A 26,129-nucleotide genomic window follows, 5' to 3' on the forward strand; every position below is an offset into this window, starting at 1 on the left:
GTCAGCCAATTAATTTTTCCGATTAATATATTATGCGCAACTTTATTCTATTTCCGCTGATGGCGGCCGCCCTGCTCTCAGGTTGTCAGCAAAATCGCCCGACAACCCTCAGTCCTGCCGTGAGCGGTCAGGCCCAGCTAGAGCAGCTTGCCTCCGTCGCCGCCGGGGCGCGCTATCTGAAGAATAAGTGCAACCGCAGCGATCTGCCCGCCGATGAAGCGATTAACCGTGCGGCAATAAACGTGGGTAAAAAGCGCGGATGGGCGAATATTGACGCGAATCTTTTAAGCCAGCGCAGCGCGCAGCTATATCAACAGCTCCAGCAGGACAGTACCCCGGAAGCGACAAAATGCAGCCAGTTTAATCGCCAGCTGGCGCCCTTTATTGATAGCCTGCGCGACAATAAATAGCGCTTATTTATATTCCGCCAGCGCTATTTTATTCTGCCTGCGGACTCTCCTCAATCGCCCCGCCCGGCCAGTCATCCAGCGCCGCGAGGGTAAACGTTTTACCGTTGAAGCTAAATACGGTGAGGTCCTGCTGAATCTGCTCGATAACCAGGTTCGCCAGCGGCGAGTCGCCCTCCTTCCAGGACTGTCCGTTTAATACAATGCTGCGTTTATCCGCCAGTGAAGCGTAGACGTGCGCGCTGTAGCGCAGAGGCGGCAGGTTATCTTCATCTATCGCTATTTCCGGTTCAGCCTGAATTTCGGGCCCGGCGTTAACCGGCGCCACGGCAGCTTTGACCGCCGGTTGATTCAGCGGGACTAACGCCGCATGGGCTACCGGCTGCCTCATCGGCTGCGGCTCGGGCTTGTTCCGCCACTGCTCGCCGCCGAACCATCCGAGCGCAATCAGCAGCGCGGCGTACAGCGGTACGGTCACGTAGGGGATCTGCACCATTCTTCCTACCGCCGCCGGGGGCTCGGACTGCGGGTACGGCTCTTGCGGGCGAACAAGCACCGGCTTCTCCTTAATCAAGACACGCCATCCCGGCCCGGGGTTTTGACGCCGCGGGCCGGGAGGTTAAGGTTTTACTTACTGCTTACCGGCAGCCCGGCGCCCTGGGCTTCGCCCTGCGGCAGTTCCAGCACCGCAACGGACCAGGCCGGCAGAGTGACGGTGCCATCAGCGGCAATCTGCACGCCGTTTGCCAGCGAGTTTTCGCCCGCCGTCTGCTGGATCGCGCTCAGCTGCAGCGTTTCACCGGCAAACTCATTCAGCGTGCGGCTTTCCGGCGCGGCGTTAATCGCCACCACCAGACCGTCAAGGCGGCTATCCAGGCTGGCGCCCGCTTTCATCCCGTCATCCACGGTCATCACCAGCAGACCGGCCTGTTGGTCGGAACCGGTATTACGGAAATCAACGCGCTTCATTACCGCGCTGCCATCGCCCAATGTGAACAACGGCGAGGATTTCCGCAGCTCGGTCAGCTCCTGGTAGAACGCGGTCATCTGCTTCAGCTCCGCTTCGCCCGGGGTGGCAACCATCTCTTTGACGCGAGTAATCACCTCATAGTTGCTGCCGTCATCGCTGATGCGCGGCATACCAACGTTGTAGTTATTATCCTGCAGGGAATAATCCACGCGGTTGAACCAGTCGCCGGAGTCGTAGGAGTCGCGGGTAAAGGATTTCGAACGCAGCAGTTCAGAGCCCTGCTGATCGAACGCGATCCCCTGCCCCAGCATCACCGTCGCCAGCGAAACGGCCTGCATGCGAACGCGGGTCGCCAGATCGGCTTCCTGGGACGCTTTGTAGCTGATCATGTCCCACAGCGTCTGGTTGTCGTGTTTCGAAACATAGTTGACGACTTCCGTCGGGTCTGCGGCGTAGCCGCCAGGCGCGCCGTTATAGTCAATTTCGCTGCCTTTCTTCGCCGCGCCGTCTTTGTCGATCATCACAAAGTCAGCGAGGTTACCGGCCATCCCCAGACGGGTCAGATCGGCCAGATGGCGGACCTGGTCATCGCTCAGGCTGGCGAGTTCGTTTGGCAACACGCCCGCGCCGCTGCCGATGCCCTGGTTCTGACGCAGCGCATCGCCGGAATCGAACGGGCCGCCGCCGCGCACGGAATCGCGCAGGCGATCGGAGAACGTGCCGATACCGGTACCTTTCAGGTTGATCTGCGAGGCGATTTCAAAACGATCGCTCTGGTTAGAGTCCCAGCCTTCGCCGAAGAAGTAGATATCCGGGTTCAGGGCCTTAATGCGCTCCCACGCCGACAGAATTTGCGCTTTCGGGTGATAGCCCATCAGGTCGAAGCGGAAACCATCGATTTTATAATCGGTGGTCCATACCGCCAGCGAGTCGGCGATCAGCTTGGCGAACATCCGATGCTCCGGCGCGGAGTCGGAACAGCAGGTGGCGGATTCGACGCTGCCGGTGGTTTCATTCAGACGCTGATAGTACCAGGGTACGATCTTATCCAGTACCGACGTGCGATCGGTCGGACCCGCGGCGTTGGTGTGGTTGTAGACCACGTCCATAATGACGTTCATCCCCAGATCCTGCTTGATCGCCTGAATCATGGTGCGGAACTCTTTGATGCGCGTCGTGCCTTCCGGATCGGTCGCGTAGGATCCTTCCGGAACCGTGTAGTGGAACGGATCGTAGCCCCAGTTGTAGGAGTCGGTCTGCGCCACCAGCGTATTCAGCGCCTGCACCTGCGGATTATCCTGGCTATCGCTCTGCTTAAGCTGATTCAGTACCTCTTCCACCGTGGAGCCGCTGTCGCAGTATCCGGCGAACTCGCTGCTTTTCACCGCGCTGTTCACTTCACACAGGCGACTGAACGGTTGCTGAATATCGGCGACCTTGTCGCTGAACTCGTTCACCGTCGCCAGATCGAAGACCGGCAGCAGCTCAACGTGCGTCACACCTGAAGCGGAGAGCGTCTTCAGATGCTGCACCATATTGCTGTCGCCGGCGGTCAGCGCAAGGTATTTACCGCGCAGTTCGGCCGGAACGGTCTGGTCCCAGGCGGAGAGATCGCGAATATGCGATTCATGGATCGTCATCTTCGCTAAATCCGCTTTCGTCTTCTGGGCGTGCGGCATCGTCAGGTTGTCCCAGCCGTCAGGCTTCAGGGCACTGTCGTTGAGATCGACAACCTGGCTGTACTCCGAGTTGGTCGACAGGCTATGCGCATACGGGTCGGTGACTTCGTACTGTTCAACCTTACGCGACTGCGGGTGATAAACCGTCATCGCATAGCGGTAGAACGCGCCTTTCAGATCGCTGCCGCCCTGCCATGACCACGCGCCGGAAGCGCTGTCGCGGGTCATAGGATGGCTGCCAATGACTTTCTTATCGGCGCTGTAGACCACCACATCCACCTGCTGGGCAGTCGGCGCCCAAACGCGGAAGGTGACGCCGCCGTCGGCCAGCTGCGCGCCGTAGCTCAGGGCTTCCGCCGCTTCGGCATAGGCGTCATCCAGGACGCCCGCCGTCTGCACCTGGGTGGCGGAAATCAGGATCCCGTCCTCTGCGGCGGCAATGGCGACCGTTTCGCCCTGCAGCAGCTCGTCAACGTTGGCGTTGTCCGGCAGCTTAAAGGCCGCATAGCTGGAAAGGTGCGGGAAGCGCATGCTGACCTGCTGGCTGACGGTAGTCGGCGTCAGCTTCAGGTAGCGGTCGGTAAATTTGCCTTCGCCGTCGGCCGCCACTTTACTGCTGTGGCTGTAGTAGAGGCGCACGATGGGCTTATCCTGCCCGCCCGGCCACAGCAGCGTATTTTTGTCGACCCAGTGGGCTTCGGCCAGCGCGACGCCAAAAGCGGCGCGGAAGGCGTCGGCGCGGGAGTCATAGACCGCGCTGTTACCGGCGATCACCGATACCGTACGATCGGTGAAGTCGCCAAACGACACCCGCAGGTCGCTATCGATCAGCTTATCGGTGCCGTCGCGAACGATGACGTTGATACAACCGCTCTCTTTGTTGAGCGGGATCACCCAGTACGGGCCATATTTATCGCTGCCGCTCGGCGTGGTGCTGACGTCATTCCAGTCGGCCACCGGCGCGCTCAGCGCGTCGCAGGTTTCATTGTTCCAGAGATAGAGGTTTTTGCTGCTGTAGTCCGCCGCGCTACTGCTGGTGATCCCGGCAATATCCACCAGGTGGATGACCGCCTGGTTTTCTACCGCCGTGACCGCTTCGCCGGGCACCGCAACGTCAGGTAAACGTACAACCACATCCTGATTACCAGGAGTGTCGGGATTTCCAGAGGAAGAAGAAGAGGATCCGTTATCGCAGCCGCTAAGTAAAACCAGCGATCCCAGAACCAGGGCATTACGGGTATATCTGAGCATTCGATAGTCCCTATACATGCTGATTAAATTATATGAAGTGTTATATACGCGAAACTATTCCTGGCGCACTTAAGCCCCATGAAGAAATGACGGGCATATCTTTAAAGCGTCGATAATTAGATATTCTTGCTCTCTTAGGTTCAATCATCCATTCACTCCTCCTCCGGGGGCGTAGGCGGCCGGAGGAGAAAAAATAAAAAGGGAATGACGACCGCAATAGCCAAACTCTTTATGATTCGCAGCGACCTACGCAGATTCCCGCAATAAGCACGCTCAAAAATAAAAAATGCCCCACCCATATCGGTAGGGCGGTACCTTTTGCTGAGGGAAATAGAATGAGCAAAGGAATAAAAATGCATAATTCCGTGATGAGATTAACAATACCAAATAAAAAAATAATTAATTACGCGCCTCATATTGTGACCTCCATCATATTATTTTTTATCTGCCAGCAGCTCGCGCAATTAACCTGGAAAATAATTCTCCCGGTAAACTTTACGGATAACGCATTGAGCTCTGCCGATATGACGTCGCCCGCAGCCCCCTCCGCGGAAACGGCGCTGCCGCGCTTTACGCTGTTTGGCCTTGCGGAGAAAACCTCCGCCTCCGCGCCCGGCGGCAACCTCGACCAGGCGCCCGTTTCGGCGCTCAGACTGCGCGTTACCGGCCTGCTCGCCAGCACCGACCCGTCCCGCGCCATCGCTATCATGATGAAAGGGAATCAACAGGTTAGCCTCGGTATTGGCGATAATACGCCGGGCGGAGAGGCGAAAATCATCGCCATTTCCCCCGACCGCCTGATTGTTAATTATCGCGGCAGAAATGAGGCTATCCCGCTGTTTAACGACCCGCCCGCCGTCGGCAAAAATAGCGCCGCGCCGCCAGCCCGCCAATTGGCGCAGGAGCTCCGCGCGCAGCCGCAAAATATTCTTCATTACCTCAATATTTCGCCGGTCATGGTTAACGACAAACTCAGCGGATATCGCCTGAACCCGGGCAAAGACCCGGCGCTATTTCGCCAGTCGGGTCTCCGGGAAAACGATCTGGCGATAGCCCTCAACGGTCTGGATTTACGCGATAAAGAGCAGGCCCGCCAGGTATTAGCCCAGCTGCCGGAATTAACTGAAATAACCCTTACCGTTGAACGCGACGGCCAGAAAAACGATATTTATCTAGCCCTGAGGGATGAATAATTGATCATCGCCAACGTTATCCGCTCATTTTCCTTGACGCTGCTGATATTCGCCGCGCTGTTATTCAGACCGGCCGCGGCGGAAGAGTTTTCCGCCAGCTTCAAGGGCACCGATATTCAGGAATTTATCAATACGGTGAGTAAAAACCTGAATAAAACGGTCATTATCGATCCCAGCGTGCGCGGCACCATTACCGTGCGCAGCTACGATATGCTCAACGAAGAGCAATATTATCAGTTCTTCCTCAGCGTCCTTGATGTCTACGGTTTCGCCGTAATTAATATGAATAACGGCGTCCTGAAAGTGGTGCGTTCGAAAGACGCGAAAACCGCCGCGGTGCCGGTGGCGAGCGATGCCGCGCCGGGTATTGGCGATGAGGTCGTCACCCGCGTCGTGCCCCTGACCAACGTCGCCGCCCGCGATCTGGCGCCGCTGCTGCGCCAGCTTAACGATAACGCTGGCGCGGGCAGCGTGGTGCACTATGAACCCTCCAACGTCCTGCTGATGACCGGCCGCGCGGCGGTCATCAAGCGCCTGCTAACCATTGTCGAACGCGTCGATAACGCCGGAGACCGCAGCGTAGTGACCGTTCCGCTGTCCTGGGCCTCCGCCGCCGATGTGGTCAAGCTGGTGACCGAACTCAACAAGGACACCAGCAAATCGGCGCTGCCCGGCTCGATGGTCGCCAACGTGGTGGCCGATGAACGCACCAACGCGGTGCTGGTCAGCGGCGAGCCGAACTCCCGCCAGCGGATCATCGCCATGATTAAGCAGCTCGACCGCCAGCAGGCGACCCAGGGCAATACCAAAGTCATCTACCTGAAATACGCTAAAGCCTCCGACCTGGTCGAAGTGCTGACCGGTATCAGCAGCACGATGCAGAGCGAAAAGCAGGCCGCGAAGCCGGTGGCGGCGCTGGATAAAAATATCATTATCAAAGCGCACGGCCAGACCAACGCCCTGATTGTCACCGCCGCACCGGACGTAATGAACGACCTTGAGCGGGTAATCGCCCAACTTGATATCCGCCGCCCGCAGGTGCTGGTCGAGGCGATTATCGCCGAAGTGCAGGACGCTGACGGCCTGAACCTCGGCATCCAGTGGGCCAATAAAAACGCCGGGATGACCCAGTTCACCAATAGCGGCCTGCCGATATCCACCGCTATCGCCGGGGCCAACCAGTACAACAAAGACGGCACCGTCAGCAGCTCGCTGGCCAGCGCCTTAAGCTCCTTCAACGGTATTGCCGCCGGCTTCTACCAGGGCAACTGGGCGATGCTGTTAACCGCCCTCTCCAGCAGCACCAAGAACGATATTCTCGCCACGCCGAGCATCGTTACCCTCGACAACATGGAAGCCACCTTTAACGTCGGCCAGGAGGTCCCGGTACTCACCGGCTCGCAAACCACCTCCGGCGATAACATCTTCAATACCGTCGAGCGCAAAACCGTCGGCATCAAGCTAAAGGTGAAGCCGCAAATCAACGAAGGCGATTCGGTCCTGCTGGAGATCGAACAGGAGGTCTCCAGCGTGGCGGACGCCGCCTCCAGCACCAGCTCGGATCTCGGCGCGACCTTCAATACCCGTACGGTCAATAACGCGGTGCTGGTCGGCAGCGGCGAAACGGTGGTCGTCGGCGGCCTGCTGGATAAAAGCGTCTCCGACACCGCCGACAAAGTGCCGCTGCTCGGCGATATTCCGGTCATTGGCGCGCTGTTCCGTTCCACCAGCAAAAAGGTCTCCAAGCGCAACCTGATGCTGTTTATCCGCCCGACGGTGATCCGCGACCGCGACGAGTACCGCCAGGCCTCATCCGGGCAGTACACCGCTTTTAACGACGCCCAGAGCAAACAGCGCGGCAAAGAGAACAACGACGCGATGCTGAATCAGGATCTGCTGGAGATCTACCCGCGCCAGGATACCGCCGCGTTCCGTCAGGTCAGCGCCGCTATCGACGCGTTCAATCTGGGAGGCAATCTATGACCCCCGCCGCTGAACGACGCTCGCTGCTCCCCTTCGGCTACGCCCGCGCGCACAGCGTGATGCTCCTGAGCAGCGGCGAAAGCTGCGAGGTTTTCTGCCTCGCCGCTACCGCGCCGCAGGCGCTGCTGGAAGCCCGCCGGGTCGCTGCGATGCCGTTCCGCCTCGAACGGCTGGAAGAAGAGGCGTTCGAAAAGCTGCTGGTGCTGAGCTATCAGCGCGACTCCGCCGAGGCCCGGCGCATGATGGCCGATATCGGCAACGAGCTGGATCTGTATACCCTTGCCGAAGAGCTGCCGGACACCGACGACCTGCTGGACAGCGAAGACGACGCGCCGATTATCCGCCTGATTAACGCCATGCTCACCGAGGCCATCAAAGAGAAAGCCTCGGATATTCATATCGAAACCTATGAGCGCCACCTGCAAATTCGCTTTCGCGTCGACGGCGTCCTGCGCGAAATCCTGCGCCCCCAGCGCCGACTCGCCGCACTGCTGATCTCGCGCATTAAGGTGATGGCGAGCCTGGATATCGCCGAAAAGCGCATTCCGCAGGACGGGCGCATGGCGCTGCGCATTGGCGGACGCGCCGTCGACGTGCGCGTCTCTACCCTGCCGTCGAGCTACGGCGAGCGCGTGGTGCTGCGTCTGCTCGACAAAAATAGCGTCAATCTCGACCTGCTGACCCTCGGGATGACTCCCGCCCTGCTGCGGCAGGTGGATGGGCTGATCGCCCGCCCGCACGGCATCGTGCTGGTGACCGGGCCGACCGGTTCGGGAAAAAGCACCACCCTCTACGCCGCGCTGAGCCGCCTCGACGCGCGCGAGCGCAACATCATGACCATTGAAGACCCCATCGAATATGAGCTGGAGGGCATCGGTCAGACCCAGGTTAACGCGAAAGTCGACATGACCTTTGCCCGCGGGCTGCGCGCCATTTTGCGCCAGGACCCTGACGTGGTGCTGGTGGGCGAAATCCGCGACGGCGAGACGGCGCAAATCGCCGTTCAGGCCTCGCTAACCGGCCATCTGGTGCTTTCGACGCTGCACACCAACAGCGCGCTGGGGGCCATCTCGCGCCTGCAGGATATGGGCGTGGAGCCTTTTCTGCTCTCCACCTCGCTGCTGGCGGTGATGTCGCAGCGGCTGGTGCGCCGGCTCTGCCCACATTGTCGCCAGCAGGAACCGGCAAACGCCGACGCCGCCCACCAGATGGAGATCGCCCCCGGCACGGCACTCTGGCAGCCCCGGGGCTGCGCCGAGTGCGGTTTTACCGGCTATCGCGGACGCACCGGCATCCATGAACTGCTGCTGGTGGACGATCGCGTACGCATGGCTATCCACCGCGGCGAAAATGAGGTGACGCTGATCCAACAGCTGGGGACGGATTATATGACCCTGCGCCGCGCCGGGCGGGAAAAGGCGCTGGCTGGGATCACCAGTTGGCAAGAGGTGCTAAGGGTCACCGAGCAGCCGATCGCGGAGGCTTCCTGAAATGGCGCTGTTTCGTTACCAGGCCCTCGACGAACAGGGCAAACCCCGGCGCGGCGTCCAGCAGGCGGACTCCGCCCGCCACGCGCGCCAGCTGCTGCGGGAAAAGGGCTGGCTGGCGCTGGACATCGACCCGGCAGCCAGCGGCGGCAGACCATCGCGCTTTATGCGCCGCACCAGCGCCCGCGATCTCGCCCTCGTCACCCGCCAGCTGGCGACGCTGGTCGCCGCCGCGATCCCGCTGGAAAAAGCGCTCGACGCGGTGGCCCAGCAGAGTGAAAAACCGCAGCTGAAAACGCTGATCGCCGGCGTGCGCGGCAAAGTGCTGGAAGGCCATTCGCTGGCGGAAGCGATGCGCGGCTACCCGGGCTGCTTTGACGCGCTCTACTGCGCGATGGTCGCCGCCGGAGAAGCTTCAGGCCACCTCGACGGCGTGCTGAACCGGCTGGCGGACTACACCGAGCAGCGCCAGCAGCTGCGCGCCCGCCTGCTGCAGGCGATGATTTACCCCATTGTGCTGACCCTGGTGGCGGTCAGCGTGATCGTCATTCTGCTGTCGACGGTGGTGCCGAAGGTCGTCGAGCAGTTTATCCACCTTAAGCAGGCGCTGCCGTTTTCCACCCGCCTGCTGATGGCGATGAGCGATATGCTGCGCGCCGCCGGGCCGTGGCTGCTGCTGGCGATTTTGCTCCTCATTCTCCTGCTGCGCTACCTGCTGCGGCAGCCGGCAAAGCGGCTGGCCTGGCACAGGCTGCTGCTGCGCCTGCCGTTAATTGGCCGGGTCGCGCGCAGCGTTAACAGCGCCCGCTACGCCCGCACCCTGAGCATCCTCAACGCCAGCGCCGTTCCGTTGCTGTTGGCGATGCGCATCAGCGCGGATGTGTTGAGCAACGCCTGGGCGAAGCGCCAGCTGGAAGCCGCCAGCGACGCGGTGCGCGAAGGCGTCAGCCTGCATCGCGCGCTCGAAATGACCCAGCTTTTCCCGCCGATGATGCGCTACATGGTCGCCAGCGGCGAACGGAGCGGCGAGCTCAACAGCATGCTGGAGCGCGCGGCGGACAACCAGGACCGGGATCTGAGCGCACAAATTCAGCTGGCCCTCAGCCTGTTTGAACCCCTGCTGGTGGTGGCGATGGCCGGCATGGTGCTGTTTATCGTCCTCGCCATCCTGCAGCCGATACTGCAGCTCAATACCTTGATGAGTATGTGATTGTTCTAATGGAGAAAAATATGCAACGACAGCGCGGATTCACCTTACTGGAAATCATGGTGGTGATTGTTATCCTCGGCGTGCTCGCCAGCCTCGTGGTGCCCAACCTGATGGGCAACAAGGAAAAGGCCGACCGGCAAAAAGTGGTCAGCGATCTTGTGGCGCTCGAGGGCGCGCTGGACATGTACAAACTGGACAACAGCCGCTATCCCACCACCGAGCAGGGGCTGCAGGCGCTGGTCAGCGCGCCATCCGCCGAGCCGCACGCGCGCAACTATCCCGAAGGCGGCTATATCCGCCGTCTGCCGCAGGACCCCTGGGGCAGCGATTACCAGCTGCTGAGCCCCGGCCAGCATGGTCAGGTGGATATTTTCAGCCTCGGGCCGGACGGCGTGCCGGAGAGCAATGACGATATCGGCAACTGGACGATCGGGAAGAAATAGTGCGACAGCGCGGCTTTACGTTGCTGGAGATGATGCTCATTTTGCTGCTGATGGGGGTCAGCGCGGGCATGGTGCTGCTGGCTTTCCCCGCCTCGCGCGACGATAGCGCGGCGCAGACGCTGGCGCGCTTTGAAGCGCAGCTGCGCTTTGTCCAGCAGCGCGGGCTGCAAACCGGCCAGTTCTTTGGCGTCTCGGTGCACCCAGACCGCTGGCAGTTTCTGGTTCTGGAGGCCCGCGATGGCGCCGATCCGGCCCCCGCCGACGACGGCTGGAGCGGCTATCGCTGGCTGCCGCTGCGCGCCGGACGTGTCGCCACTTCGGGCAGCATCGCCGGAGGCAAGCTGAACCTCGCTTTGGCGCAGGGCGAAGCCTGGACGCCGGGCGACAATCCCGATGTGCTGATCTTTCCCGGCGGCGAGATGACGCCGTTCCGGCTGACCCTCGGCGAGGCGCCGGGTATCGCGTTTAACGCCCGCGGCGAAAGCCTGCCCGAACCGCAGGAGGCGCAATGAAAAAGCAGTCCGGTATGACGCTGATTGAAGTCATGGTCGCCCTGGTGGTCTTCGCTCTCGCCGGGCTGGCGGTGATGCAGGCGACGCTCCAGCAAACCCGCCAGCTGGGACGCATGGAGGAGAAAACCCTCGCTAGCTGGCTGGCGGACAATCAGCTGGTACAGCTCCGGCTGGAAAACCGCTGGCCCGCGCTGAGCTGGTCGGAAACCACGCTGCAGGCGGCAGGCGTCAGCTGGCACATTCGCTGGCAGGGGGTGGAGACCGATCTGCCTCAGCTGCGGGCGCTGGACGTCGAGGTTCGCCACGCCAAAAGCGATAAGACGCCTGTCTCTTCGCTGCGTACCTACGTGACGTCGCCATGATCCGGCGCTCAAGCGGCTTTACCCTCGTCGAAATGCTGCTGGCGCTGGCCATTCTCGCCGCGCTCAGCGTCGCCGCGGTCACGGTGCTGCAAAACGTGATGCGCGCCGATACCCTCACCCGCGATAAGAGCGGGCGCATGCAGGCGTTACAGCAAACGTTCAGCCAGATGGCGGCGGACTTTAGCCAAATCATTCCCCGCCGCAGCCGCGACAGCGCAAGCCTGTTTTTTGCCGGGCGCTTTCAGCTCGGCAGCGACGACGGGGCGATCGCCTTTAGCCGCAACGGCTGGCCCAATCCTTTGGGGCTCCTGCCGCGTTCGGAAATTCAGAACGTCAGCTACCGCCTGCGCGGCAGCCAGCTGGAACGTCTGAACTACGACCAGCAGGACCAGCTGCCCGGTAGCCAGCCAACGGTGACTATTGTGCTGCGCGACGTGCGGGCGTTTGGCCTGCGTTTTTACGCCAGCGGCCGCTGGCAGGACGAATGGCAGCAGGCGCAGACGCTGCCGCAGGGGCTGGAAGTCACCCTGACGCTGGAGCCGCACGGCGAGATCCGCCGGCTGTTTCTGCTTACGCCGGGAGACAGCCGATGAACCACCGCCAGCGCGGCGTCGCCCTGCTCATGGTACTGCTGATCCTCACCCTGATGATGGTGCTGGCGAGCGCCATGACCGAGCGCAGCGCCCGGATGTACCAGCAGACCGCCACCACCCTCGATAACCTGCAGGCCAAATGGTACGCGCTGGGGGCGGAAACCCTGGCGGCGGCGCTGCTGCAACGCGACGCGCTCGACTCGCCGAACCAGACCCACCTGGCGCAGAACTGGGCCCAGCAGGGGCGCCGCTTCACGGTCAATGACGGCGAGATCTACGCCACGATTACCGACGCTCAGGCCTGCTTTAACCTCAACGCCATTAACCAGCGCGGCGACGACGAAAGCGCCGCAGTACCTTACCCCGCACAGATCTTTACCCGCCTGCTGGAAAACCTCGGCAGCGAGCCGCTGCGCGCCTTACAGCTCACCGCCGCCCTGCGCGACTGGGTCGATGACGATCGCCAGCCGCTGCTGAACGGCGCGGAAGACGAGGTCTATATGGCGCAATCCCCCGGCTATCTGACCGGCAATCAGCCGCTGCAGGACGTCAGCGAGCTACGCCTGCTGGCCGGGATGGACGCCGCGCTCTATCAGCGCCTGTTGCCGTTTGTCTGCGCGCTTCCGGACGATGCGCTGCAGGTGAACGTCAATACCCTGCAGCCCGCTCAGGCCGCGCTGCTGGCGGCGCTGTTCCCGACAGAACTCACCGTCTCTGAAGCCCGGCAGTTAGTACAAACCCGCGCGGCCACCGGCTGGAGCAGCGTCGCCGCCTTCCTGTCGCAGCCGGCATTACAAAAAACCGATACCGCCGCCGCGCGCCCGTGGCTGGCGGTTCACAGCGAGCGTTTTATCGCCACCTTCAGCGTAGTGATGGGCAACGCCCGCTATCAGCAACGCAGCCTCCTGCAAAAGCAGGGGCGTACCTTCGGCGTCGTCCAGCGGCGCTACGGAATCTACTGGGTAGCCGATGAATAACCACCATACCTCTTCCGCCGCCGTGCTGATTATTCGCCTCAATCCCGATGCCGCGACGGCGATATGGCGGCTGGCCGCGCCGGGCGACACGGCGCAGACTGGCGAGTGGCATCCTGACGCTGGCGATCCGACGCTCAGCCTGCTGGCGCAGCGCCATCCGGCCTGGGTACTGGTGCCCGCCAGCGATTGCGCATTTCATCGCGTCGCTCTGCCCGCCGGGGCGCGCAGAAGACCGCAGCAGGCGCTGGGGTTTTTACTCGAAGAACAGCTGGCGACGGAGGTTGAGGAGAGCCACTTTGCCTTGCTCCACCAGCACAAAACCGACTGCGCCGTGGCGGTGGTCGGGCGGGAAAAGATGCGCGCCTGGCAGGCCTGGTGCGATAGCCTCGGGCTGAGCGTACTGGCCCTGACGCCGGATGTCCTGGCGCTGCCGCACAGTCCCACCGGCTGGAGCGCCGTACGCTGCGGCGAGCAGTGGCTGTTTCGCTGTGATACGTGGGGCGGAATGGCGGTGGAAACCGTATGGCTCGACCAGCTGCTGACCCACTGGCAAGACCTCGCGCCCATCGCCTGCTACTCGCCGCCGCCGGATATCGCCGCGCCGTGGCAGCCTCTCCCGGCGCAGGATCTGCTGCAGCTGGCGGCGGCCAATCCTGATGCGCGCAGAATCTGCTTACGCCAGGGCGATTTTGCCGCAAAACGCCGCCGGCAGCCGACGCCACGACGCTGGCGCCCGGTAATCGTCGCGGCGCTGGCGCTACTGCTGCTGTGGAGCGGTAATTGCCTCCACGATCATCTCATGCTGGGACAGCAGGCCGACGCCGCCGTGCAGGCCAGCCGTGATTTTTACCGCCAGTGGTTCCAAACGGAAAAGAACGTCGTCAACCCGCGCCTGCAAATGCAGCAGCATCTGCGGCAGATGAAAAACGCGGGCGCCCGGCCGGCGCTTATCTCGCGGCTCGGCGCGCTGCAGCAAATCATCGACGACACGCCGGGCATCCGCCTGCGGACGCTGAGCTTTGACGCCGCGCGCAACGCGCTGCAGCTGGAGATATCCGCCGTTTCCTCGCAGGCCCTGGAGCAGTTCAGCCAGCGGGCGCGGGCGGGGTTTCGCGTGCAGACCGGCGAGATGAAGCCGCGCGCCGACGGTATTGAAGGGCGCCTGACGCTGGAGGGGAACGATGCATAACCTGCTCGCCTTATGGCAACAGCGTACGCGCCGCGAACGGCGTCTGCTGCTGGGGATGGCCGTGGTACTGCTCATCGGCCTGGTCTATTACACGTTATGGCAGCCGTGGCAAAACCGCGAGGCGCAGTGGCGGCAAACGCTGGCCAGGGAGCAGGCCAGCCTGCAGTGGATGCGCCAGCAGACGCCCCTTCTCCGTCAGCTTCGCAATCAGAAGCCGCCCACCGCGCCGGAAGAACCCTCGACGGTGATTATGCGCGAAGCCGCCCGTCACGGTCTCACCATCGTTCGCCTGCAGCCGCAGGGCTCCCGCCTGAGCCTTACCGTGCAGCCCGCCGATTTCCAGGCGCTGATAGCATGGCTGGACGCGCTGGGGCAGGCGGGGATGACCACCGCCACCCTGGCGGTGACCGCCGTAGCGCAGCAGCCCGGCTGGGTGACCGTCAATACGCTGGTGCTGGAGCGCAGCGATGAAAAATAGACTCACTATCGGCCTGCTGCTGGCGGCGATCTATCTCTTCTGGCTGCTGCTCAGCGCGCCGGCGCGTCTGCTGGCCCTGGCGCTGCCGGACGGCGCGCGGCTCGGCGAAACCACGGGCACCCTGTGGAAGGGAGAAGCCCTTCAGGCCAGCTGGCGCGGTTTCGATATCGCCCATTTACGCTGGGAGTTTGGCTTCTCGACCTGGCTTCCCGGCTGGCATATCCGTTTTAACGCTCCCTCCGGCCTGCGCGGCCAGGCCTGGCTGCACGGCCTGAACGAGTTTGTGGTGCGCGAGGGACGGCTCGTGATTCCGGCCCGTTTAATCAGCCAACAACTGGCGCTGGGTATGCCGCTGGAAGCCCGCGGCCAGTTGGTGCTGACGCTGCCGGAGGCCAGCTTTAACGCCAACGGCTGCCGGCGGATAGCCGCGAGCGTCGTGCAGTGGCAAGATGCGGCGCTCAGCTCCCCCGCCGGGTTGCTCGAACTGGCCCAGGTCAACGGCAAATTAAGCTGTACCCCGGCGGGTGCGCTGGCTGTCGCCCTGACCCAGGACTCCCATCAGCTTAGCCTCACCGGACAGGGCGTTCTGACGCCCGACGGGCGCTATACGTTTAACGGTACGCTGCAACCTCGTCAGGCGGCCCCGGCGCTGCTGACGCTGCTGGTCGCGCAAAACGGCCGTAAAGATGAGCAGGGACGCATACCGTGGCGGTGGCAAGGAGAGTGGCTATCCGAGGAGAAAAAATAATGGTCGAAAATATCGCGTTATTACCCGAGTTCGCCGCGCAATACCCGTTTCTCTGGGGCAGCTTTTTATTCCTGTCCGGACTGGCGTTCGGCAGCTTTTTTAACGTCGTTATCCACCGTCTGCCGCTGATGATGGAGCAGGCAGAGGGAATCAATCTCTGTTTTCCCGCGTCGTTCTGTCCGCAGTGCCGTGAGCCCATCGCCTGGCGGGACAATATTCCGCTGCTGGGCTTCCTGTTTCTTAAGGGGCGTTCGCGCTGCTGCGGGCAGCCGATCTCGCCTCGCTATCCCCTGATGGAGCTGGCGACCGGCGCGCTGTTTGTGCTGGCGGGATACCTGATGGCGCCGGGCGTGCCGCTGCTGGGCGGGTTGATTTTATTGTCGCTGCTGCTGATCCTCGCCGCCATCGACGCGCAAACGCAGCTGCTGCCGGACGGGCTGACGCTACCGCTGATGTGGGCCGGGCTGTTGTTCAATCTTAGCGCGACTTACGTGCCGCTGGCGGAGGCGGTCGTGGGCGCGATGGCCGGGTATTTATCGCTGTGGTCGGTGTACTGGGTATTCCGTCTGCTGAGCGGTAAAGAGGCGCTGGGCTACGGCGATTTCAAACTGCTGGCGGCGCTCGGCGCGTGGCTCGGCTGGCAGGCGCTGCCGCAGACGCTGCTGCTGGCTTCCGCCAGCGGCCTGGTCTGGACGCTGCTGCAGCGCCTGATAACCCGGCAGTCGCTCCAGCAGCCTTTGGCCTTCGGGCCCTGGCTGGCGCTGGCGGGCGGCGGCATCTTTTTGTGGAGCCAAATTTAACCCCCCATTTTCCCGGTGGCGCTGCGCTGACCGGGCTACGGGTTCACTGCCGTCTGCGGGCCGGTAGCCCGGCCAGGTGCGCCAGCACCGCCTCCGGGAAGCCGTTCCTACCGAGGCTTCGCATACTCTCCCCGGTGGCGGCTGACGCCTTACCGGGGCTACGGGTTCCCCGCCGTCTGCGGACCGGTAGCCCGGACAGGTGCGCCAGCACCGCCTCCGGGAAGCCGTTCCTACCGAGGCTTCGCATACTCCCCCGGTGGCGGCTGACGCCTTACCGGGGCTACGGGTTCCCCGCCGTCTGCGGACCGGTAGCCCGGACAGGTGCGCCAGCACCGCCTCCGGGAAAATAATCGGTTACGAATACTTTTTGGTACGGCGGGTCGGGGCGGTATTGGCCGGATCGTCCGGCCAGACGTGCTTCGGATAGCGCCCTTTCATCTCTTTTTGCACCTCGCGGTAGCTCCCCTGCCAGAATGCGCCTAAATCGCGGGTGATCTGCAGCGGGCGCTGCGCCGGCGACAGTAGCTCCAGCACCAGCGGCACCCGCCCCTGGGCGATAGTCGGGGTCGTCGCCTCGCCAAACATCTCCTGCATCCGCACCGCCAGCGCCGGAGGGTTATCATCGTGATAACGAATCGCGATGCGGCTACCGGTCGGCACCGTATAGTGCGTGGGTAGCTCGCTGTCCAGCTTCTGGCGCAGCGGCCACGGCAGCCAGTTTTGCAGCGCCTGACGCACATCCAGCGCCTTCAGCGCGCGCAGAGAATGGACGCCCGTCATCTGCGGTAACAGCCACTGCTCAAGCGATGCCAGCAGCGATGCCTCATCAACGGCTGGCCACGCCTCCTCCGGCAGCCACTGCGCCGCGCAGTGCAGGCGCAGACGCAGCTGCTCCGCCTCCGGCGTCCAGTTGAGCACGCTCAGCCCCTTTTCGCGGATGCCGTTGAGCATCGCCTGATGCAGCTCCTCTTCCGACGGCTTCGCCAGCGGTTGAGTTTTAATCACCAGCCGTCCGATACAGGTACGCCGCCAGGCCTTCAGCGTGCCTAACGCCTCATCCCACTCGACGATATCGGAGCGCTGGACCAGCGCCGGACACCGCTCAATCAGCGCGTTAATCTCTACCGGCAGCGCCAGCAGGATCCGCGCATCCGGCGATGAACTTCCCTGCAGCAGCAGCGGCGCGATCAGCCACTCGTGGCGGCCCAGCGCATCGTCGGCGTCGAGCATCGCCCCCATTCCGTTGGCCAGCTGATAGCGCCCCTCCTGGCCGCGACGATGGGCGATACGGTCGGCAAAAGCGGACGCCAGCAGCGCCGCGATTCTGTCGGCGTCGGGCTGACCGCCGCGCACCGTCAGCCTTTTCATCAGCTGCTGCGCCCGCTGCTGCCAGTTGCCCTGCTGACGGGCAAACGCCGCGCTAAGATCGCTATTGCCGCCGCGCGGCGGCTCTTCCAGGATCGCCGCCAGCTTAGCCGCCGTGGCGGCGCCATCGGCATCCTCCGCCGCGGTCAGCATCGCCGCCAGACGCGGATCGTTGCCCAACGCCGCCATTTTGCGCCCGTGCGACGACAGCCGCTCGCCTTCCAGCGCAGAAAGGTCGGTGAGCAGACGCCGGGCCGCCGCCAGATTAACCGCAGGCGGCAGATCCAGCCAGCTAAGCTGCGCCGGGTCCTGGCATCCCCACTGCAACAACTCCAGCAACAGTGAAGACAGGTCGCTTTGCAGGATTTCCGGATCGCCCTGCGCCGCCGCGCGCTCGGCCTGCTCTTTAGCGAGCAGATGCAGACAGATCCCCGGTTCCAGACGCCCGGCGCGTCCGGCGCGCTGGGTCATTGAGGCCTGGCTGATGCGCTGCGTGACCAGGCGGGTAAGCCCGGTGCGGGCGTCAAAGCGGGCGACGCGCTCCTGGGCGCTATCTACCACCAGACGAATCCCCTCAATAGTCAGACTGGTTTCGGCGATATTGGTCGCCAGCACCACCTTGCGCATCCCGACGGGCGCAGGCAGTATCGCCTTGCGCTGCTCACTCAGCGGCAGCGCGCCGTACAGCGGGCACAGCACAACATCGCTCGCCACCCGCTCCGCCAGCCGCTCCTGTACCCGTTGGATCTCGCCAACGCCGGGCAGAAACAGCAGCATTGAACCGTTTTCGCTACGCAGCAGTTCCGCGGCGGCAATCGCCACCGCCTCGTCAAAACGCTGATGGGTCGCCAGCGGCTGAAAACGCCGCTCAACCGGAAACGCGCGCCCTTCGGAAACGATAACCGGCGCCTCCGGCAGCAGACGCTGCAGGCGCTCATTATCGAGCGTCGCCGACATAATCAGCAGCTTGAGATCGTCGCGTAGCCCCTGCTGTACGTCGAGCAGCAGCGCCAGCGCCAGATCCGCCTGCAGGCTGCGCTCGTGGAACTCATCGAGGATCGCCAGCCCCACGCCGCTCAGCTCCGGGTCGCGCTGGATCATCCGCGTCAAAATACCTTCCGTCACCACTTCGAGGCGCGTGTTCGGCCCGACGCAGGTCTCGGCGCGCATGCGGTAGCCCACGGTCTCGCCGGGCTTCTCCCCCAGCAGTTCCGCCAGCCGCTGCGCCACGTTACGCGCCGCCAGCCGCCGCGGCTCCAGCAGGATAATGCGCCCGTTAATTTTACCCTGCGCGAGGATTTGCAACGGCAGCCAGGTGGATTTCCCGGCGCCGGTTGGCGCATTAAGCAGAACCTGCGGCGCATGCCGCAGAGCAGAAAGAAGTTCAGGGAGGACGGCGGCAACCGGCAATGAGGACACGAAGCGCTCCGGAGGTTAACATTTGCGGGCAAGCATTGTAGCATCCCGGTAATTCATTACCGAGTCTCTATCATGTCCGAGCCGAAAAGGCTGTTTTTCGCCCTTGAACTTCCCGCAGAAGTTCAGCGGCAGATCGTTCACTGGCGTGCCGCCAGCTTTCCCGAAGATGCGGGTCGACCGGTGACGGCGGCAAACCTCCATCTGACGCTGGCGTTTCTTGGCGAAGTGAGCGCGGATAAGCAGCGGGCGCTGTCAGCGATGGCCGAACGAATTCGCCAGCCGGGCTTTACCCTGACCCTTGACGATGCCGGGCAGTGGCTGCGTTCGCGAGTGGTGTGGCTGGGCACTCGTCAGCCGCCGCGCGGAGTTCTGCAATTAGCGAATATGCTGCGCGCCCAGGCCGCCCGCAGCGGCTGCTATCAGAGCCCGCAGCCGTTTCATCCGCATATCACCCTGCTGCGCGACGCGCGCCACGCGGTGGCTATTCCGCCGCCCGGATTTCGCTGGGCGTTTGCGGTCAACGAATTTGTACTCTACGAATCCAGCTTTAGCCGCGGCCGCACCCGCTACAAGGCGCTGGAACGTTACCCTTTCGACAAGGAAAGCTGATGCTGTTTACTCCCCCGCTACGCTCCGCCACCCTCATTAAACGTTACAAACGGTTTCTCGCCGATGTGATCACCCCCGACGGTCGCGAGCTGACCCTGCACTGTCCCAACACCGGCGCCATGACCGGCTGCGCCGCGCCGGGCGATACCGTCTGGTATTCCACTTCAGATAATCCTAAACGCAAATATGCCCACACGTGGGAAATAACCGAAACCGTAGAAGGTGCGACAATTTGTGTTAATACTCTACGTGCTAACACGTTGGCGAAAGAGGCGATTCTGGCGGGAAATATTCCCGAGCTTTTGGGCTATAACACGCTGAAAAGCGAAGTGAAGTATGGTGATGAAAACAGCCGCATTGATATTCTGTTACAAGCAGATGACCAACAAAACTGCTATATTGAAGTGAAATCGGTTACGTTGGCGGAAAAGGAATACGGTTACTTCCCCGATGCGGTTACCGAACGCGGCCAGAAGCACCTGCGGGAGCTGATGAGCGTGGCGGCAGCGGGCGATCGGGCGGTGATTTTGTTCGCCGTGCTGCACTCGGCGATCGACCGTTTCTCACCCGCGCATCATATTGATGCCAGATACGCACAGCTATTGATTGAGGCGCAAAACAAGGGGGTGGAAATTCTCGCGTACAAGGCGGAACTTTCTACCGAGATGATGACTCTGAATAAGCCGATTACCGTGGTGTTAACCCCCGGTAAATAAACGGCTAAATAGTATTCGGGTCGCGAGCGCAAATACGCTTTTCCTCACAGGGTTGTCAAGTGTAACGTTTAGATAATTGCTATCCGGAAAAGCATCTGCTATTTATAGCGGCCTGATTTTTCCCCCAACACGGGGATCGATAGTGCGTGTTAAGGAGAAGCAACATGCAAGAAGGGCAAAACCGTAAAACATCGTCCCTGAGTATTCTCTCCATCGCTGGGGTGGAGCCGTACCAAGTGAAGCCGGGCGAAGAGTATATGAACGAAGCCCAGCTGGCGCACTTCAAGCGCATTCTTGAAGCGTGGCGTAATCAACTTAGGGATGAAGTGGATCGCACCGTAACGCATATGCAGGATGAAGCTGCTAACTTCCCGGACCCGGTAGACCGTGCCGCTCAGGAAGAAGAGTTCAGCCTGGAGCTGCGTAACCGCGACCGCGAACGTAAATTGATCAAAAAGATCGAGAAAACGCTGAAAAAAGTCGAAGACGAAGATTTCGGCTTCTGTGAATCCTGTGGCGTCGAGATTGGTATCCGTCGTCTGGAAGCGCGTCCGACCGCTGACCTGTGCATTGATTGCAAAACGCTGGCGGAAATTCGCGAAAAACAGATGGCAGGCTAATTCACTTCGCTGGCACATCTCTGGCGGGAGCTTTCTCCCGCCCTGATGCTTTAGTCATATCATGAAAGATTCACACTACATCGGGCGCTTTGCTCCCTCACCTTCCGGCGAACTCCACTTCGGTTCATTGATTGCCGCGCTTGGCAGCTATCTGCAGGCTCGGGCTCAGAACGGTATCTGGCGCGTGCGCATTGAAGATATCGATCCGCCGCGGGAAGTTCCCGGCGCCGCGGACACCATTCTTCGTCAATTAGAACGCTACGGCCTGCACTGGGACGGAGAGGTACTCTGGCAGTCAAAACGCCACGAAGCCTATCGCGAGCACCTCGCCTGGCTGCGCGAGCAGGACCTCTGCTATTACTGCACCTGCACCCGCGCGCGCATCCACGGCATTGGCGGTATTTACGACGGCCACTGCCGCGATTTACGCCTCGGCGCGGAAAACGCCGCTCTGCGTCTGCGGCAAACGCGTCCGGTCCTCGAATTTTATGACCGACTGCGCGGCACGATCGTCGCCGATGAGCCGCTGGCGCGGGAAGATTTCATTATCCACCGCCGCGATGGGCTGTTCGCCTATAATCTGGCGGTGGTAGTGGACGATCATTTTCAGGGCGTCAGCGAAATCGTCCGCGGCGCCGATCTTATCGAGCCGACGGTGCGGCAAATATCGCTTTATCAGCATTTTGGCTGGCAGGCGCCGGACTATATCCATTTGCCGCTGGCCCTCAACGCGCAGGGCAATAAACTGTCGAAGCAAAACCACGCTCCGGCGCTGTCTGAAGGCGATCCGCGCCCGGAAATTGTGCGGGCGTTAACGTTTCTTAATCAGGATGTCATTCAGGAATGGCAGACGCTCAGTATTGAGGATTTACTCGAGTACGCGATAGCGAACTGGCGGCCGGAGCAAATCCAGCATTCTCAAATGCGTTCCGCTGAGCTATGATTAGCCGCTATTTTTTTGTCCTGAAGTCCGTCTGACACTACGAGGTGTACCATTTTTACCCGAGTCGCTAATTTTTGCCGTAAGGTGCTAAGCCGTGAAGAGCGCGAGGCAGAAGCCGCCGTCGAACAATTACATATGACGGTTATCCCGCGCGAGCAGCATGCAATTTCCCGCAAAGATATCAGTGAAAATGCCCTCAAGGTCATGTACAGACTTAACAAGGCGGGCTATGAATCGTGGCTGGTCGGCGGCGGCGTACGCGATCTGCTGCTGGGCAAAAAACCTAAAGATTTTGACGTCACCACCAATGCGACCCCGGAACAGGTCCGTAAGCTGTTCCGCAACTGCCGCCTGGTAGGCCGCCGCTTCCGCCTGGCGCACGTGATGTTCGGGCCGGAAATTATCGAAGTCGCCACCTTCCGCGGCCATCATGAAGGCCACACCACCGATCGCATCACCTCCCAGCGCGGCCAGAACGGCATGCTGCTGCGCGACAACATCTTCGGTTCGATTGAAGAAGATGCCCAGCGCCGCGACTTTACCATCAACAGCCTCTACTACAGCGTGGCGGATTTCACCGTCCGCGACTACGTCGGCGGCATGAAAGATCTGCAGGATGGCGTCGTCCGTCTGATCGGCGATCCGGAAACCCGCTATCGCGAAGATCCGGTGCGCATGCTGCGCGCGGTGCGTTTTGCAGCGAAGCTCAGTATGAGCATCAGCGAAGAGACCGCCGAGCCGATCCCGCGTCTGGCGACGCTGCTGCACGATGTGCCGCCGGCGCGTCTGTTTGAAGAAGTCCTGAAGCTGCTGCAGGCCGGCGACGGTTATGAAACCTACATCCTGCTGCGCGAATATAATCTGTTCCAGCCGCTGTTCCCGACCATTACCCGCTACTTCACCGAGCGCGGCGATAGTCCAATGGAGCGCATCATCAGCCAGGTGCTGAAGAATACCGATACCCGCATTCGCAACGATATGCGCGTTAATCCGGCGTTCCTGTTCGCGGTGATGTTCTGGTATCCGCTGCTGGAAACCGCGCAGAAAATCGCGCAGGAGAGCGGACTGGCCTACTACGATGCCTTCGCGTTGGCGATGAACGACGTGCTGGACGAGGCCTGCCGCACGCTGGCCATCCCGAAACGTATTACTACCCTGGTGCGCGATATCTGGCAGCTTCAGCTGCGGATGTCCCGCCGTCAAGGTAAACGCGCGTGGAAGCTGATGGAGCATCCAAAATTCCGCGCCGCCTACGATCTGCTGGAGCTGCGCGCCGGCGCCGAAAACAGCAGCGAGCTGCAGCGTCTGACCAAATGGTGGGGCGAGTTCCAGGTCGCCGCGCCGCCGGATCAGAAAGATATGCTGGATGATTTAGGCGACGATCCGGCCCCGCGCCGCCGCCACCGTCGTCCGCGCAAACGCGCGCCGCGCCGCGAAGGTAGCGCATGACGCTCGTCTATATCGCGATTGGCAGCAATCTGGCCTCTCCGCTGGAGCAGGTCAACGCTGCCGTTAACGCGCTGGCGGACATACCCGATAGCCGGGTAATAAGCGTTTCCTCTTTCTACCGCACGCCGCCCCTGGGGCCGCAGGATCAGCCTGACTACCTCAACGTCGCCGTCGCGCTGGAAACCGCGCTGACCGCAGAAGCGCTGCTCAACCACACCCAGCGTATTGAACTGCAGCAGGGCCGCACGCGTAAAGCCGAACGCTGGGGACCGCGCACGCTGGACCTCGACATCATGCTGTTTGGCGATGACGTGATTAACAGCCCGCGCCTGACCGTACCGCACTACGATATGAAAAACCGCGGTTTTATGCTGTGGCCGCTGTTTGAAATCGCCCCCGAGCAGCGTTTCCCCGACGGTACGGCATTACGGGCTGTTCTGGCAAATCTCGGCGCAGAAAAACCCGCCCTCTGGTAATAACCCTTCTTTTTTAGCAATTACGGCGATCGTGGTAATCGGTTGCCTAAAACCATTGCCCCCCTGAATGCTGCTGTTAGAATGCCGGTTAAAATGACTTTCATCATCAGGAAACGTTATGAAACCGACCACTATCGCCCTGCTGCAGAAATGTAAACAGGAGAAAAAACGCTTCGCCACTATCACCGCCTACGACTACAGCTTTGCAAAGCTGTTCGCCGATGAGGGTATAAACGTGATGCTGGTCGGCGATTCGCTGGGCATGACGGTGCAGGGCCACGATTCCACCCTGCCGGTGACCGTTGAAGACATCGCCTATCACACGCGCGCGGTACGCCGCGGCGCGCCGAACTGTCTGCTGCTCGCCGACCTGCCGTTTATGGCTTACGCCACGCCGGAACAAACCTTCGAGAACGCCGCTATTGTCATGCGCGCGGGAGCCAACATGGTCAAAATCGAGGGCGGCGCCTGGCTGGCGGATACCGTGAAAATGCTTGCCGAGCGTGCGGTACCGGTGTGCGGACACCTCGGTCTGACCCCGCAGTCGGTGAATGTCTTTGGCGGGTATAAAATTCAGGGCCGCGGCGATGCCGGGCAAGTTCTGCTTGATGATGCGCTGGCGCTGGAAGCGGCGGGCGCGCAGCTGCTGGTGCTGGAGTGCGTACCGGTTGAACTGGCGAAACGCGTCACCGAGGCGTTAACCATCCCGGTGATTGGTATCGGCGCGGGCAACGTCACTGACGGACAAATCCTCGTGATGCATGACGCTTTTGGTATTACCGGCGGTCATATTCCAAAATTCGCCAAAAATTTCCTTAGCACAGCGGGCGACATGCGCGCCGCGGTACGGCAATATGTTGCCGAAGTGGAGTCCGGCGTGTATCCGGGCGAAGAACACAGTTTCCATTAAGGAGTGTTGTTGTGCTGATTATTGAAACCCTGCCGCTGCTGCGCCAGCATATCCGCCGTTTACGCCAGGATGGCAAGCGCATTGCGCTGGTTCCCACCATGGGCAACCTGCACGATGGCCATATGAAGCTGGTTGATACCGCTAAAGCCAGCGCGGATGTCGTGGTGGCAAGTATCTTCGTCAACCCAATGCAGTTTGACCGCGCCGAGGATCTGGCGCGCTATCCGCGTACCCTGCAGGACGATTGCGAAAAGCTGAACAAACGGAAGGTCGATTTGGTCTTCGCGCCTGCCGCGGCGGAAATCTACCCGCAGGGTACCGAAAGCCAGACTTACGTCGATGTCCCGGGGCTATCGACAATGCTTGAGGGCGCCAGCCGTCCAGGCCACTTCCGCGGCGTTTCCACTATCGTCAGCAAGCTGTTCAACCTGATCCAGCCGGACGTCGCCTGCTTCGGCGAAAAAGACTTCCAGCAGCTGGCGCTGATCCGCAAAATGGTCGCGGATATGGGCTACGACATCGAGATTATCGGCGTACCGATTATGCGCGCGAAAGACGGGCTGGCGCTGAGTTCGCGCAACGGCTATCTCAGCGCAGAGCAGCGCAAAATCGCGCCGGGGCTGTATAAGGTGATGAATCGCGCGGCGGAGAAACTGGCGGCCGGCGAGCGCAACCTTGACGAAATTATCGCGATTGCCGGGCAGGAGCTGAACGAAAAAGGCTTCCGCGCCGATGATATCCAGATCCGCGACGCCGATACGCTGCTCGAATTGACCGAAAACAGCCAGCGCGCGGTGATCCTGATGGCGGCGTGGCTCGGCGAAGCGCGTTTGATCGACAACCAGATAGTGGCGCTCGCTCGGTAGACACGGGTTAAAAATCGGGCAATACTGCCAGGAATTTCCTCAAGGCGGACGTCACGCCCGCTTTGTTATCGTTAAGCTTTAAAGGTAGACGTTATGATTCGTAATATGCTGCAGGGCAAACTCCACCGCGTTAAAGTCACGCAGGCCGACCTGCACTATGAAGGCTCCTGCGCTATTGATCAGGATTTCCTGGATGCGTCCGGCATCCTGGAAAACGAGGCTATTCATATCTGGAACGTGACCAACGGTAATCGTTTCTCCACCTACGCCATCGCCGCGGAGCGCGGTTCGCGAATTATCTCCGTTAACGGCGCCGCGGCGCACTGTGCGAGCGTCGGTGATATTCTGATTATCGCCAGCTTCGTTATGATGCCTGACGAAGAAGCCCGCGCCTGGCAGCCGAAAGTGGCCTATTTTGAAGGCGAGAACGAAATGAAGCGCCAGGCAAAAGCTATTCCGGTACAGGTTGCCTGA

General features: G+C 61.3%; 27 protein-coding genes. 23 read left to right on the plus strand and 4 right to left on the minus strand.

All coding sequences use genetic code 11. The features are described 5' to 3' along the window. The first annotated feature begins 32 nt into the window (after positions 1-32). Positions 33-410: a GspS family T2SS pilot lipoprotein variant PulS gene (gene pulS / locus GUC22_RS22125; protein ID WP_049131660.1), complete on the plus strand. Its 378-nt coding sequence runs from the start codon at positions 33-35 to the stop codon at positions 408-410. 28 nt (positions 411-438) lie between these two features. Here the strand turns inward: pulS and gspB are convergent, their stop codons facing one another. Continuing rightward, positions 439-963 carry a type II secretion system assembly factor GspB gene (gspB, locus tag GUC22_RS22130; protein WP_024360349.1) on the minus strand — a complete coding sequence of 175 codons (525 nt, stop codon included), beginning with the start codon at positions 961-963 and terminating at the stop codon, positions 439-441. A gap of 71 nt (positions 964-1,034) precedes the next feature. Next, positions 1,035-4,307, minus strand: a complete 3,273-nt coding sequence (gene pulA / locus GUC22_RS22135) for a pullulanase-type alpha-1,6-glucosidase (RefSeq protein ID WP_154913944.1) — start codon at positions 4,305-4,307, stop codon at positions 1,035-1,037. Positions 4,308-4,660: 353 nt separating this feature from the next. Here pulA and gspC point away from each other — a divergent pair, with 353 nt between their 5' ends. The 13 genes from gspC to GUC22_RS22200 are packed head-to-tail and all read left to right on the plus strand — an operon-like array spanning position 4,661 to position 16,282. After that, positions 4,661-5,500 (plus strand): type II secretion system protein GspC, encoded by an 840-nt coding sequence (gspC, locus tag GUC22_RS22140; protein ID WP_049131665.1) that lies wholly within the window; start codon positions 4,661-4,663, stop codon positions 5,498-5,500. After that, positions 5,501-7,483, plus strand: coding sequence for a GspD family T2SS secretin variant PulD (gene pulD, locus GUC22_RS22145; RefSeq protein WP_024360346.1), 1,983 nt, complete (start codon positions 5,501-5,503; stop codon positions 7,481-7,483). After that, complete coding sequence (gspE, locus tag GUC22_RS22150) at positions 7,480-8,973, plus strand: type II secretion system ATPase GspE (RefSeq protein WP_049131667.1); 1,494 nt, start codon at positions 7,480-7,482, stop codon at positions 8,971-8,973. Before pulD ends, gspE begins: the two co-directional genes overlap by 4 nt. A gap of 1 nt (position 8,974) precedes the next feature. Beyond that, entirely contained in the window at positions 8,975-10,180 is a 1,206-nt protein-coding gene (gene gspF, locus GUC22_RS22155; protein ID WP_049085779.1) for a type II secretion system inner membrane protein GspF, read from the plus strand. Between the two features lie 20 nt (positions 10,181-10,200). Continuing rightward, positions 10,201-10,623 (plus strand): type II secretion system major pseudopilin GspG, encoded by a 423-nt coding sequence (gene gspG, locus GUC22_RS22160; protein WP_004098709.1) that lies wholly within the window; start codon positions 10,201-10,203, stop codon positions 10,621-10,623. Further along, positions 10,623-11,135, plus strand: coding sequence for a type II secretion system minor pseudopilin GspH (gene gspH, locus GUC22_RS22165; protein WP_098140347.1), 513 nt, complete (start codon positions 10,623-10,625; stop codon positions 11,133-11,135). The genes gspG and gspH overlap by 1 nt, the downstream gene beginning before the upstream one ends. Next, a complete protein-coding gene (gene gspI, locus GUC22_RS22170) occupies positions 11,132-11,497 on the plus strand; it encodes a type II secretion system minor pseudopilin GspI (protein WP_024360343.1) in 366 nt (121 codons plus the stop codon). Before gspH ends, gspI begins: the two co-directional genes overlap by 4 nt. Then, positions 11,494-12,090 (plus strand): type II secretion system minor pseudopilin GspJ, encoded by a 597-nt coding sequence (gene gspJ / locus GUC22_RS22175; protein ID WP_160183770.1) that lies wholly within the window; start codon positions 11,494-11,496, stop codon positions 12,088-12,090. Before gspI ends, gspJ begins: the two co-directional genes overlap by 4 nt. Continuing rightward, positions 12,087-13,067, plus strand: coding sequence for a type II secretion system minor pseudopilin GspK (gspK, locus tag GUC22_RS22180; protein WP_154955233.1), 981 nt, complete (start codon positions 12,087-12,089; stop codon positions 13,065-13,067). Before gspJ ends, gspK begins: the two co-directional genes overlap by 4 nt. Beyond that, positions 13,060-14,256, plus strand: coding sequence for a type II secretion system protein GspL (gene gspL, locus GUC22_RS22185; protein ID WP_154955231.1), 1,197 nt, complete (start codon positions 13,060-13,062; stop codon positions 14,254-14,256). Before gspK ends, gspL begins: the two co-directional genes overlap by 8 nt. Next, entirely contained in the window at positions 14,249-14,734 is a 486-nt protein-coding gene (locus tag GUC22_RS22190; RefSeq protein ID WP_154944807.1) for a type II secretion system protein M, read from the plus strand. Before gspL ends, GUC22_RS22190 begins: the two co-directional genes overlap by 8 nt. After that, positions 14,724-15,482: a type II secretion system protein N gene (locus tag GUC22_RS22195; protein ID WP_154915698.1), complete on the plus strand. Its 759-nt coding sequence runs from the start codon at positions 14,724-14,726 to the stop codon at positions 15,480-15,482. Before GUC22_RS22190 ends, GUC22_RS22195 begins: the two co-directional genes overlap by 11 nt. Continuing rightward, positions 15,482-16,282: a prepilin peptidase gene (locus tag GUC22_RS22200; protein ID WP_098363118.1), complete on the plus strand. Its 801-nt coding sequence runs from the start codon at positions 15,482-15,484 to the stop codon at positions 16,280-16,282. The genes GUC22_RS22195 and GUC22_RS22200 overlap by 1 nt, the downstream gene beginning before the upstream one ends. A 43-nt stretch (positions 16,283-16,325) precedes the next feature. Here the strand turns inward: GUC22_RS22200 and GUC22_RS22205 are convergent, their stop codons facing one another. After that, entirely contained in the window at positions 16,326-16,529 is a 204-nt protein-coding gene (locus GUC22_RS22205) for a hypothetical protein (RefSeq protein ID WP_154955229.1), read from the minus strand. Between the two features lie 107 nt (positions 16,530-16,636). Beyond that, complete coding sequence (gene hrpB / locus GUC22_RS22210; RefSeq protein ID WP_024360336.1) at positions 16,637-19,066, minus strand: ATP-dependent helicase HrpB; 2,430 nt, start codon at positions 19,064-19,066, stop codon at positions 16,637-16,639. A 72-nt stretch (positions 19,067-19,138) separates the two neighbouring features. Between hrpB and thpR the strand changes: the two genes are divergently transcribed. The 9 genes from thpR to panD all read left to right on the plus strand — a co-directional run bounded on the left by thpR (position 19,139) and on the right by panD (position 26,129). After that, a complete protein-coding gene (gene thpR / locus GUC22_RS22215) occupies positions 19,139-19,675 on the plus strand; it encodes an RNA 2',3'-cyclic phosphodiesterase (protein WP_024360335.1) in 537 nt (178 codons plus the stop codon). Then, positions 19,675-20,391, plus strand: a complete 717-nt coding sequence (gene sfsA, locus GUC22_RS22220) for a DNA/RNA nuclease SfsA (RefSeq protein WP_024360334.1) — start codon at positions 19,675-19,677, stop codon at positions 20,389-20,391. The genes thpR and sfsA overlap by 1 nt, the downstream gene beginning before the upstream one ends. A 164-nt stretch (positions 20,392-20,555) precedes the next feature. Further along, entirely contained in the window at positions 20,556-21,011 is a 456-nt protein-coding gene (gene dksA, locus GUC22_RS22225; protein ID WP_004098689.1) for an RNA polymerase-binding protein DksA, read from the plus strand. Between the two features lie 61 nt (positions 21,012-21,072). Next, positions 21,073-21,954 carry a tRNA glutamyl-Q(34) synthetase GluQRS gene (gene gluQRS / locus GUC22_RS22230; RefSeq protein ID WP_024360333.1) on the plus strand — a complete coding sequence of 294 codons (882 nt, stop codon included), beginning with the start codon at positions 21,073-21,075 and terminating at the stop codon, positions 21,952-21,954. 51 nt (positions 21,955-22,005) lie between these two features. Then, positions 22,006-23,403 carry a polynucleotide adenylyltransferase PcnB gene (gene pcnB, locus GUC22_RS22235; RefSeq protein ID WP_071830632.1) on the plus strand — a complete coding sequence of 466 codons (1,398 nt, stop codon included), beginning with the start codon at positions 22,006-22,008 and terminating at the stop codon, positions 23,401-23,403. Then, on the plus strand, positions 23,400-23,879 hold the full coding sequence (gene folK, locus GUC22_RS22240) for a 2-amino-4-hydroxy-6-hydroxymethyldihydropteridine diphosphokinase (RefSeq protein WP_064342180.1): 480 nt from the start codon (positions 23,400-23,402) through the stop codon (positions 23,877-23,879). The genes pcnB and folK overlap by 4 nt, the downstream gene beginning before the upstream one ends. Before the next feature lie 118 nt (positions 23,880-23,997). Then, positions 23,998-24,789 (plus strand): 3-methyl-2-oxobutanoate hydroxymethyltransferase, encoded by a 792-nt coding sequence (gene panB / locus GUC22_RS22245; RefSeq protein WP_004098680.1) that lies wholly within the window; start codon positions 23,998-24,000, stop codon positions 24,787-24,789. A gap of 11 nt (positions 24,790-24,800) precedes the next feature. Beyond that, positions 24,801-25,655, plus strand: a complete 855-nt coding sequence (gene panC, locus GUC22_RS22250) for a pantoate--beta-alanine ligase (protein ID WP_154955227.1) — start codon at positions 24,801-24,803, stop codon at positions 25,653-25,655. Between the two features lie 93 nt (positions 25,656-25,748). After that, the gene (gene panD, locus GUC22_RS22255; RefSeq protein WP_004129045.1) at positions 25,749-26,129 is read left to right on the plus strand and encodes an aspartate 1-decarboxylase; all 381 of its coding nucleotides are present in this window, start codon (positions 25,749-25,751) and stop codon (positions 26,127-26,129) included.

Source organism: Klebsiella sp. MPUS7, assembly GCF_009905335.1.
Lineage (GTDB): Bacteria > Pseudomonadota > Gammaproteobacteria > Enterobacterales > Enterobacteriaceae > Klebsiella > Klebsiella grimontii.